We start from the raw sequence: 11554 nt of genomic DNA, 5'->3' as shown, positions 1-11554 counted from the left end.
CCTGCAGTACCGGCCCGACACCCTCGACGGCTTCATAGCCGGCACCGGCCTGGCCGTCGACACCCCAACGTCACCCTAACCAGCCGAAGTCAGTACCGGTGACCTCGGCGGTGTAGGTGCAGCGCACGGTGTCCTGCCCGGAGGGCTTGCAGTCGGCCGACTCCACTGCGGCCATGTCCTTGGCGGTCAGCCTCTTCTTGGCGAAGGACGAGTCCTGCGGCCAGGCCAGCACCTTCACGTTCTTGACACCGGAGGACGCCGTGACATCTGTGACGAAAGCCAGCGAGCCATTTCGGTCCCCGTCGGGAGCGGTGTAGCGGGCAGTGCTGTGCGTCAGTACCAAAGCCTGCTCTGCGGCCTGGGCGAAAGCGAAGGCGCCGGCACCACCGAGAAGAACGACACCGGTAACAACGGACAGAGCAACACGTCGGGACACGAGATTCTCCGTAACTGTCTCAGCACTGAATCGGGTCGGCGCCACTGCGATACGACGCTGCACCGATCCTCCCCGCGCGAGGATTCGCCGGACATGAGTGCGCATACTCAACCCGACCTGGATGGGCCGACCGGATCACACCCTTCTTACGCCACACAGCCGTGAAGTCCACGCGGTACAGGGCTGTACTGAACCTCCTCGATGCCGCCGCGGCCGCCGCCATCCACATCTGGAAGAAGCAGGCAGGGCCGGCTGACTTATTGTGAGGATGGGGGCCGGCCGTGTACCGGCCACAGGCCTACGCCCGGCCGGGAGCGAACTGCCCGCGGTGATGGTGGTCAGATCACGGTCACCGGGTGCCGCACCACTGCGTCGAAGAGAAAGCCCTGCGTGTTGGTCACGGCGGTGTCCGGCTGGGTGTGACCGGCCGTGTCGGTGGCGCGGGCCAGGAGGTGAGTGTCGCCGACTGTGTCGGGCTTCCAGGTCAGGGACCAGCGGGTCCAGGTGCCAGCACGGGGCCGGTCGTGGAGGCGGGCGGGCCGCCAGCTCGCCCCGCCGTCCGTGCTGACATCGACCCGCGCGATGGCCCCCGCACCCGACCACGACCGGCCGTGCAGCACCTGCCCCTTCCCCACCATGAACCTCGCCCCGCTCGCAAGCTCGAAGGCACTCCTGACCACCTGCCGGCTCAGCGGCGCGCTGCCCTCCTCCGGGTATGCGGGGCCGAACAGACGGTAGAAGATGGTGTTCCAGGGCGAGTAGAGCGGCTGCGTGGACACCTCGATGTCGCCGACCCACTTGATCGACGCGATCCCCACCCACCACGGCACCAGCACCCGCACCGGATACCCGTGGTCGTACGGAAGCGGTTCGCCGTTCATCTCGTACGCCAGCAGCACATCGTCCAGCGCCTTGGCCAGCGGCAGCGGACGGCGTACCCGCCCGAGGTTCTCGCCGCCGCTGAAGAACTCGGCGTCCAGACCGCGGGGCTGCACATCCATGGCGTATGAGGACAGCCCGGCCTTGCGCAGGACATCGGCCAGGCGTACCCCGCGCCAGCGCGCGACGCCGATCGCCCCCAGCGTCCACCGGGTGCCTGTGACCTTCTCGCCCTGCTGCGCCGTGAAGTAGCTGCGGCCGTTTCCGGCGCACTCGACGAACGCTGTACGGGTCACGGCGGGCAGGGCGCGCAGATCGTCGTACCCGAACTCCACCGGCCTGTCCTCACGGGGCGCGCCACGCAGCCCGCTGCCCCACAGCCTCAGCCGCCATTCGGCGGCTTCCAGGACAGGGGTGGCGGTGTGGTTGCGCACGAAGAACAGTTCGTTGGGGGTGTGGTGGCCGGTTCCGCGTAACGCCTCCCAGCGGGTCTCGGCATTGGTGTCGCGCCGGATGAACCACTCGGGCGGCAGCGGCTTGACAATCGTGGGATCGGCGGCATGGGCAAAGTACGGCGGGGGGAGCGCGGCCCCGGCGGCGGTCACGGCGAGCAGGGTCAGCACCCGGCGGCGGGTGACCCCGTCCGCCCTTGCCTCCCCGGAGAGCCACTGGCTCAGCCTGCGGCGGTCGTACGCGGATTCGTCGTGGCGGCTGGCGGAGACGGGTGAAGGCATGACATTTCCTCGTCGTTGAGACAGCAGACAGATGTGGGAGAGGACAGTGCGAGCCGACGCACTGGGCGGCGCGCCGGGAAGGCGGCCGAGGTCCACAGCGCGGGGGGCGCGGCGGCGCGCCAGAGGCTCCAGCGGCGTCATGGCGGGATGCAAGCACGCGGCGCGAGAAGGCGTCAACGGGGCGATCTGGCCCCGTACTTCGCGGGTAGCTGGTTCAGTCTCTGGCCAGCGGGGATGTGTTGGCTCCAGGCCGAGGAGGTCGAGGAGATGGAGCTGGACGCCGCGGCTGATGACGTTGGTGGGCGGGTCGGTGACATGACCGATCCGCAGTCGTAGGCCGGAGAGGTGGTAGAGGATCAGGGGCGCTCAGCCACACTGCTCCAGCCCCGTCTGCAGTTCGGACGGTCTGCCCGATGCCCCGTTCCGGGCCGCAGCCGACGCCATCAACAACCTCGCCACCGTCCTCCCCCAGGTTCCCGCCGACTCGCCCGCCACCGGCCCGCGGGGCATCCCGTCGCTGTCGGCAACGTGCTGCAGAAGGAGGGGGAGCGCGACGTCCCGGGTGGGCAACTGCCGAATCCGTTCCGCCGGAACCGGCGGTACGTACGTGAACGTCGTGGGTGCACGCTACGGCGCGGGGCGGCGTGCGGTGTCGCTGATGCGGATCAGGATGCCGATGAGGCCCCAGTTGGCGATGACGGAGGAACCGCCGTACGCCAGGAACGGCATCGTCATACCGGTCAGCGGGATCAGGCCCATCACGCCGCCGGCAACGACGAAGACCTGCAGGGCGAATGCGCCTGACAGGCCGATGGCGAGGAGTTTGCCGAATGGGTCGCGGGCGGCGAGGGCGGTGCGTATGCCGCGCTCCACGATCAGGCCGTAGATCAGCAGGATTGCCATGATGCCCGTCAGGCCCAGTTCCTCGCCGAAGGTGGCGAGGACGAAGTCAGAGTTGGCGGCGAACCGGATGAGTTCGGAATGGCCCTGGCCGAGGCCGGTGCCGAGGGTGCCGCCGGAGCCGAACGCCCACAGCGCCTGCATCGACTGCTCGGAGTGACCGACCACGCCCTGGCGGCTGAGCATGTATTCGTGCATGGGGTCTAGCCAGGCCTGGACACGCTGCTGGACATGCGACTCGAAGGAGGCGACGCCGACGGCGCCGGCCGCGGACATCAGCAGACCGAAGACGATCCAGCTGGTCCGTTCGGTGGCGACGTACAGCATGATGACGAACATTCCGAAGAAAAGCAGTGACGTGCCGAGGTCGGTCTCGAAGACCAGGATCAGGATCGAGAGGAACCAGATAACCAGGATCGGGCCGAGGTCACGGCCGCGCGGCAGGTACAGGCCCATGAAACGGCGGCTGGCCAGGGCCAGCGCGTCGCGCTTGACCATCAGGTAGCCGGCGAAGAAGACCGCGAGCACAATTTTCGCGAACTCACCCGGCTGGATGCTGAAGCTGCCGACGTGAATCCAGATCTTCGCGCCGTAAATGTCGGCGCCCAGGCCCGGGACCAGCGGCAGCAGCAGAAGGAACAGGGCGCCCACCATGGAGATGTAGGTGTAGCGCTGCAGGACGCGATGGTCCTTGAGGACGATCAGGACGACGATGAAGAGGGCGATGCCCATCGTCGTGTACATCAGCTGCCGTGGCGCGGCCGTTCCCGCCTGCTTGATCGACTGCAGCAGCTTGGACTGGTCCAGCCGCCAGATGACGACCAGGCCGAGTCCGTTCAGCAGCGTGGCCAGCGGCAGCAGCAGTGGGTCCGCGTACGGCGCGGCCTTCCGTACAACGAGATGGGCGACGCTGGCCAGCAGGCCCAGGCCCAGGCCGTAGCTCAGCAGGCCCGACGGCACCTGGTTGTTGATGGCCAGCCCCGCGTTGGCGTAGGCGAACGCCGTGATGACGACGGCGAACACCAGCAGCGCCAACTCGGTGTTGCGCCGGCTCGGTGCGCCGATCGTGTACGTGTGGTGCGTCGACGTGTTTGTGGTACGGCTCATCGTGTGACGGGGCCTCTCACGGCTTGCATGCTGCTGACCGCACAGCAAGGAGGCAACCTTCTGCTCTCCTCCAAAAGGCCGGGCCGGGGCTGGGAGTGGGTGCGGTAGTGGTCTGGAACGGCGGCTTCGAAGCCGCCATAGTCGGCGGCGCCGTTGCCTTGGCTATCGCCTTGGACGTGAAGGAAGCGTGTGCGGTTCCTGTGGTGCTGCCGTCCTTGCTCCAGCCCGTCCGGCGTTGTCCTGGGACTCGGTATCGTGCTGTTGTTCCCGGCCCTCGCGACCCTGTGTCCCGTATCCCGTGGCCGGCCAACTCCGAGGCGGCGGCCCGTGATCGGCGCGGCCGCCGTCGAAGGGGACGGCCGGAGCCGCCCGGACCGCTTCTCCGCCTCTTCGATCGGGCGGCCGGGTGCGTTCGAGATCGGTCAGGGCCCACCGGGCGGTGTAGAGGCGGTAGGCCGGCACTTGGCCGCGCGGCGTCTTCGGCGCCTTCCACCGCTCGCGCCGGTTAACTCCTGGCCCTGCCCGTGACGTGGCCTGACAGCTGGGGGCGTTCCCCCGTACGCAACTTGGGTGAAAATCCGTACGCTGACACCTGTCGTCGCCGGGTCGCTGCTGGACCGGCTGATCAACACCAGCCACCAGGTCATCATGAACGGCCCCAGCTACCGGCCCAACAAGCGGCCCAAGGGCCCCACCGACAAGCCCGGCACATCCTCGAACGGCTGATCAGACCACCAGCGGCCCCGCCTCGATGCGGCGCAGTACTGGGGGCAGGCGGTCCAGGTCGGGGCCGGTCCGGACCTGCCGCTCGTCCCACCAGGTGGCGCCGGCGTCGTGCAGCCGACCGATCACGTCCTTGGCCTTGGCCGCATCCGGGAGCGTGGCACCACCGAGCACGAACTCGAAGGGGCGCTCGGCCTCGGCCGAACGCTGCTTGCGCACATAGCCGACCAGCTCCCGCACCTCCGCCGCACCCGGCACATGACCATGCCGGGCCGTCGCGAAGAGCGGCACGGCGCCGTCCCACCACGCTGCCCGCCGCATGGGCTCACGACGCGGCCAGAACCCGCCGATCCACACCGGCGGACCGGCCGCTGCACGGTGGCGGGCAGCAGCGTCACGTCTCGGACCTCGTAGTGCCGGCCGTGGTGGTTCACCGGCTCGCCGGACCAGAAGCGCCCCAACAGCTCCGGCCCCTCGTCCAGCCGCTCGGCGAGGAGGCGTGGCTCGGCGGTGTCGCCGAAACTGCAGTATTCGTCCTCGATCGGACCGCCCGGACCTGCGGCGAAGATCACCCGGCCGCCGCTGAGGTGGTCCAGGGTGGCCACCTGGCGGGCGAGTTGCTGCGGACGGTAACGGGCGACCGGCGTCAGCAGGGTACCCAGTCGGATCCGGGAGGTCGCCAGCGCGGCCGCGGTCATCAGCATCCAGGGATCGCCGAAGGGAAGCCGTTAACGGCTACGGCAACCGCCCCTCGTCGACATGGTCGGCGAGCGCCCGTCCTGTCCGAGGCGCCCATACGCTCCGTGATCTCGGCGGGAGGCGTGCGAGCATCCGATTCCGGTGGGGTGCTCTTCCTCATTTCCCGGCGATGGCCCCGTCAGGGGGTTGGCGTCGCGGGCTCGTATCCCTAAGTTGTGAGCAGAACATGAGTCCCGCTCACATTTAAGGATCTACGCGATGACCATGGTTCAACCTCCGCGCCGCAGACTCCGATCCCTCACGGTGGTGTCACTGCTCCTCGCCGCGATGGCTCTGGTACTCGGCCCGACGCCCAGCTCCGCGGCGGAGCCCAACTGGTGGGATCCGACCGCCCGGCCCACACCCGACGCGCAGATCAACGTCACGGGCGAGCCTTTCAAGGGCACCGACACCCAGGGGCGTGTAAGGGGCTTCGTCGACGCCCACGACCACATCATGTCCAACGAGGGCTTCGGCGGCCGGCTGATCTGCGGCAAGCCGTTCTCGGAGCAGGGCGTAGCCGACGCACTCAAGGACTGCCCCGAGCACTACCCCGACGGCACGGGCGCCGTCTTCGACTTCATCACCAAGGGCGACGGGAAGCACGACCCCAACGGGTGGCCCACGTTCAAGGACTGGCCCGCCCACGACTCGCTGACCCACCAACAGAATTACTACGCCTGGGTCGAGCGGGCATGGCGCGGCGGCCAGCGGGTGCTGGTCAACGACCTGGTCACCAACGGCGTGATCTGCTCGGTCTACTTCTTCAAGGACCGCAGCTGCGACGAGATGACCGCCATCCGTCTCGAGGCACAGAAGTCGTACGACATGCAGGCCTTCATCGACAAGATGTACGGCGGCCCGGGGAAGGGCTGGTTCCGGATCGTCACCGACAGCGCGCAGGCCCGCGAGGTCATCGAGCAGGGCAAGCTGGCCGTCGTACTGGGGGTCGAGACCTCCGAGCCGTTCGGCTGCAAGCAGATCCTGGACATCGCGCAGTGCAGCAAGGAGGACATCGACCGCGGCCTGGACGAGCTGCACCAACTGGGCGTGCGCAGCATGTTCCTGTGCCACAAGTTCGACAACGCCCTGTGCGGAGTGCGCTACGACTCCGGCGCCCTCGGTACGGCCATCAACGTGGGCCAGTTCCTGTCGACCGGCACCTTCTGGAAGACGGAGACCTGCCGCGGCCCGCAGCACGACAACCCCATCGGCAACGCGAAGGCACCCGAGGCGGAGAAGCAGCTGCCGGCGGGGGTGGCCGTCCCCTCGTACGCCTCGGACGCGCAGTGCAACACCCGCGGGCTGACCGGCCTGGGGGCGTACGCGGTGCGCGGCATGATGGAACGCCACATGATGCTGGAGCTCGACCACATGAGTGTCAAGGCCGCGGATCAGGCCTTCGAGATCCTCGAGTCCGAGTCGTACCCGGGCGCCATCTCCTCGCACAGCTGGATGGACCTGGGCTGGACCGAGCGGCTCTACAAGCTCGGCGGGTTCGCCGCCCAGTACATGAGCGGCTCCGAGGCGTTCAGCGCGGAGGCCGAGCGCACGGACGCGCTGCGCGAGAAGTACAAGGTCGGCTACGGCTACGGCACCGACATGAACGGTGTCGGCGGCTGGCCGGCACCGCGGGGCGGGGACACCCCGAACCCGGTCAAGTACCCCTTCCGCAGCACGGACGGTGGCTCGGTGATCGACAAGCAGACCGCCGGCGAGCGCACGTGGGACTTCAACACCGATGGCGCCGCGCACTACGGCATGGTCCCGGACTGGATCGAGGACATCCGGATCGTCGGCGGCCAGGGGGTCGTGGACGACCTCTTCTCCGGCGCCGAGTCCTACCTCCGCACCTGGGGCAACACCGAGAAGCACAGGTCCGGGGCGAACCTGGCCTCGGGCGTCACCGCCTCGGCGTCCTCGTCGGAATGGTGGAACCCGTTCGTCAGCTTCGCGCCCGGCAAGGCCGTGGACGGCGACAACGGCACCCGCTGGGCCAGCGAGTGGAGCAACGACCAGTGGCTGCGGATCGACCTCGGATCCTCGAAGCCGGTCGAGCGCGTCACCCTCGACTGGGAGGCGGCGTACGCGAAGTCGTACCGCGTCGAGCTGTCGGAAGACGGCACGGCCTGGAAGTCGGTCTGGTCCACGGCCGCCGGTGACGGCGGCCTGGACACGGCACGTTTCGCCGGAACTCGGGCGCGCTACGTACGAATCAAGGGGCTGGAGCGCGGCACCCAGTGGGGCTACTCACTTCGCGAGGCCGGCGTCTACGCCAACTGACGCACCCGTGAGGCGGTGTCCAGGGCCGGGGCCGGCCGAATCAGCTCTCCTGATCCGGCCGGCCCCGGCCGACTTTCCGGCGCGTTCACCGACCGAGCCGCGCAGAGCGCAGGGAACCACACGCCGCGAAATTCGACAGCCCCCGTCAGGGGCTTGGCGTTGCGGGCTCGTGTGCCTAACGTATGAGCAGAACATGAGCCCTACTCACGTTTGAGGATTTACGTGATCACTCACCACTCCGAAGCCCGCCTCTGGCTTCTGAGCACTCCCGGCACTTCTTACGCCTTCCAGCTGGACGCCGACGACGTCCCCCGGCACGTGCACTGGGGCCGGCCGCTGGCCCTGGAGCAGGCCGTCGTGATCGCGGCCGACCTGCCCGACGAGGACCCCGGCAGCGACGACCCGGGGGGTGAGGAGTACGTGGTCGAGGGCGGCCTGCGGTTCGGGGCGCCGTCGCTGACCGTACGGTTCGACGACGGTGTCCGCGGCTTCGAGTGGCGGTTCCTCTCGTACACGGTCGAGGACGACCTGCTCACGCTCTCCTTCACCGACCGTGTCCGCTCCCTCGGTCTCGACCTGCACTACCGGCTCCGGGACGGCCATGACCAGATCGAGCGCTGGGCCGTCCTCACCGCGGACGAGCCGGTTGACGTCCTGCGGTTCGACTCCGCCGCCTGGACGCTGCCCGCCCGCGACGACTACCGGGTCAGTCATGTGGTGGGGGAATGGGGTCGGGAGTTCCAACTCCGGCGCGACCGGGTGCCCGTCGGGGAGACCGTGTTCACCAGCCGCCTCGGCATCACGGGACAGCACGCCGGGCCGTGGCTGATGCTCGACGCGCAGGACGCCGCCGAGGAGCACGGCGAGGTCTGGAGCGCGGCCCTGGCCTGGAGCGGCAGTCGCCGGATCACCCTGCGCCGCGACGCCTACGGTCGCGCCTCCTGGACGGGCGGGTTCGGCCACGAGGGCCTGGTCTGGAAGCTGGCCGCCGGCGAGCGTCTGGAGACCCCCGTCTTCACCGGGCTGTATGCCCCCGACGGCTTCGGCGGCACCAGCCGCCGCTGGCACGCCTACGTCGAACGCGAGGTGCTGCCCGCCCGTCCTGCCGAACGCCCTTTGATCTTCAACTCGTGGGAGGCAACCGAGTTCGACATCAGCGAGAAGCAGCAGACCGAGCTGGCCGACCTGGCCGCGGGTCTCGGCGTCGAGGTCTTCGTCGTGGACGACGCCTGGTTCGGCGCCCGCACCAGCGACATGGCCGGGCTCGGTGACTGGTGGCCCAACCCCGACCGCTTCCCGAACGGTCTGGGCCCGCTCGCCGACCACGTCCGCGCGCTGGGTATGGGCTTCGGCCTGTGGGTCGAGCCCGAGGCGGTCAACCCCGACAGCGACCTCTTCCGTGCGCACCCGGACTGGATCCTCTGCCAGGACGGCCGTACCCGCACCCAGCGCCGCCACCAGCACGTGCTGAACTTCGCCCGCCGCGACGTCCGGGAATGGGCGGTCGATTGGCTGGTCAGGACCGTCACCGAGCTGGACGTGGTCTTCCTCAAATGGGACATGAACCGGCCCTTCAGCGAGGCAGGACAGCCTGGGGCCGCCGATCCCGACCGGGTCTGGATCGAGCACACGCGCGGGGTCTACGAGGTGATGGACCGGCTGCGCGCCGCCCGTCCCGGCCTGTACCTGGAATCGTGCGCGGGCGGCGGCGGCCGGGCCGACCTGGGCGTGCTGGCCCGCGCCGACCAGATCTGGACGTCGGACAACACCGACGCCGCCGACCGGGTCGCGATCCAGCACGGCCACTGCCAGTTGCTGCCCGCCCGGACCATGGGCGCCTGGGTCACCGACAGCCCGCACAGCTTCACCGCCCGCCCGACCTCGGTCCGGTACCGCTTCCATGTCTCGATGGCTGGGGCGATGGGCATCGGCGGCAATCTGCGGAACTGGAGCGAGGAGGATCTGGCCTGGGCCCGGATGCTGGTCGAGCAGTACAAGCGGATCCGGCCCGTGGTACACGGTGGCGTCCAGTACCGCCTGGGGCACGACGCCGTGCAGTACCTCACCGAGGACGAAGTCGTCGTCTTCCAGTTCCAGCCGTCCGCGCTGACCCGCTCGGTCGCCCGCACCCGGCTGAAGGGCCTCGACCCCGACGCCCGCTACCGGGATGAGACCACCGGCGCCGTCCACGAGGGCGCCGTCCTGCTCAGCCACGGTCTCCCGCCGCTGCTGTCCTTCGACTGGACGAGCGAGCTCGTCCACCTAAAAAAGGTGCCCCGATGAGCCTCGCCCCCGAGCGGCCCGAGGCCCTCGCCGAGCCGACCCGTAAGGTCGGCTCCGGCTGGGTCGCCCTGTATGTCCTGGCCAACGTCGGGATGTTCATCCCGCTTCAGGTGCCGACCACATTCCTGATGCCCGAGCAGATCGCCCAGATCGACCCGGCGGGGAAGGTCGGCAGCTACGCCTGGGTCAGCATGATGGGCGCAATCTCGGGAATCGTCCTCGCGCCGCTGGCCGGTGCCCTCAGCGACCGCACCACCAGCCGGTTCGGCCGCCGTCGACCGTGGATGATCGCGGGCTCGCTGGTCTGCATGGTGACACTGGTCTGCATCGGCATCCAGACGACCGTCGTCGGGGTCGCGCTCGGCTCCCTCGTGCTGTCCGCCAGCTTCATGATCATCGGTGCCGGACTCTCCCCCGTGGTGCCCGACCATGTCCCGGTCGCCCAGCGCGGTGTGGTGCTGGGCTGGGCCATGGTCCCGCAGGCCGGCAGCATGATCGCGGGCGGGCTACTGCTCGGGCTGGTCACGGGCTTCTCCGCGCAGTACATGCTGATGGCCGCTTTGCCGTTGCTGATACTGCTGTTCGCGGCCACCATGAAGGATCCACCGCTTCCCCGCCGGCACCGCGATCCGTTCTCTCTGCGTACTTTCCTGGACGGCTACCGGATCAACCCGCGCGAACACCCCGACTTCGTCTGGGCGATGAGCTCCCGGTTCACCATGGGGCTGGGCTACGGGATGGGCACGCTCTACCTGCCGTACTTCCTGGACGACGTACTGCACTATGAGCAGTTGTTCCCCGGCCAGTCGACGGAGGACGGCCTGCTCATCGTGATCGGCGTCAACTGCCTGGCCACGATCTCGACGGTCGTCCTCAGCGGCTGGCTCTCCGACATGCTGGGCAAGCGGCGCATGCTGGTCTTCCTCGGCGGCATCACGATGGCCGTCGCCGCGGTCCCACTCGCGCTGTCTCCCACGTGGACCATGACGCTGGTCGCAGCCGTCATCCTGGGCCTGGGCTACGGCGTGTACCTGGCCGTCGACACCGCCCTGGTCACCGAGGTGCTCCCCGCCTCGGCGGACCGCGGCAAGGACATGGCCCTGGCCAACCTGATGACCTCCCTGCCCTACGTTCTCGTTCCCCCGATCGCCTCGGTCGTGCTCGGCAGTCCGGGGGGCTACCGCTCGCTGTTTCTCTGCTCCGCGGCCATGTCCGCGCTGGGCGCGGTATTGGTCTGGAGGGTCAAGGCCGTCCGCTAGCACTCAGGACGACGGCGGCGTGCTCCGGCAGATCCAGGGCATCACCCGACGTGGCCTGCGACAGCACCCGGGCGGCTCCAGCCATTCGCGCCTCCGGCCGCGAAGCACCCCTGACCACTACTAGGGTGCGTATCGAGTCGTGATCAATCTGCGGGATGTGCCTTCGTGGCACGGTCTGGTCCGGTAGACCGTCGTACGTGACGCGAGTGCAA

6 protein-coding genes and 2 pseudogenes are annotated in these 11554 nt (G+C 68.9%); 4 read left to right on the top strand and 4 right to left on the bottom strand.

Translation table 11 applies throughout. From position 1 onward, the window contains the following. Positions 1–88: 88 nt before the first annotated feature. The 3 genes and pseudogenes from ABZY11_RS38680 to ABZY11_RS38670 form a co-directional block, all read right to left on the bottom strand. Positions 89–436 (bottom strand): annotated as a pseudogene (locus ABZY11_RS38680) (DUF5707 domain-containing protein); the annotation flags it as partial. Between the two features lie 338 nt (positions 437–774). Beyond that, a complete protein-coding gene (locus ABZY11_RS38675) occupies positions 775–2049 on the bottom strand; it encodes a sulfite oxidase (protein ID WP_356483658.1) in 1275 nt (424 codons plus the stop codon). A gap of 627 nt (positions 2050–2676) precedes the next feature. Beyond that, entirely contained in the window at positions 2677–4056 is a 1380-nt protein-coding gene (locus tag ABZY11_RS38670) for an FtsW/RodA/SpoVE family cell cycle protein (protein WP_356483657.1), read from the bottom strand. Between the two features lie 570 nt (positions 4057–4626). Here ABZY11_RS38670 and ABZY11_RS38665 point away from each other — a divergent pair. After that, complete coding sequence (locus ABZY11_RS38665; RefSeq protein WP_356483656.1) at positions 4627–4782, top strand: hypothetical protein; 156 nt, start codon at positions 4627–4629, stop codon at positions 4780–4782. Here the strand turns inward: ABZY11_RS38665 and ABZY11_RS38660 are convergent. After that, positions 4783–5501, bottom strand: a pseudogene (locus ABZY11_RS38660) (LLM class flavin-dependent oxidoreductase); the annotation flags it as partial. 235 nt (positions 5502–5736) lie between these two features. Between ABZY11_RS38660 and ABZY11_RS38655 the strand changes: the two are divergent. The 3 genes from ABZY11_RS38655 (at position 5737) to ABZY11_RS38645 (ending at position 11342) form a co-directional block, all read left to right on the top strand. Beyond that, positions 5737–7800, top strand: a complete 2064-nt coding sequence (locus tag ABZY11_RS38655) for a discoidin domain-containing protein (protein WP_356483655.1) — start codon at positions 5737–5739, stop codon at positions 7798–7800. Between the two features lie 222 nt (positions 7801–8022). Continuing rightward, a complete protein-coding gene (locus ABZY11_RS38650; protein ID WP_356483654.1) occupies positions 8023–10083 on the top strand; it encodes an alpha-galactosidase in 2061 nt (686 codons plus the stop codon). Then, positions 10080–11342, top strand: a complete 1263-nt coding sequence (locus tag ABZY11_RS38645) for an MFS transporter (protein WP_356483653.1) — start codon at positions 10080–10082, stop codon at positions 11340–11342. Before ABZY11_RS38650 ends, ABZY11_RS38645 begins: the two co-directional genes overlap by 4 nt. The last annotated feature ends 212 nt before the right edge of the window (positions 11343–11554 follow it).

The organism is Streptomyces sp. NPDC006510, from assembly GCF_040611955.1.
Taxonomy (GTDB): Bacteria; Actinomycetota; Actinomycetes; order Streptomycetales; family Streptomycetaceae; genus Streptomyces.
This window is presented reverse-complemented; position numbering and strand designations above follow the sequence as displayed.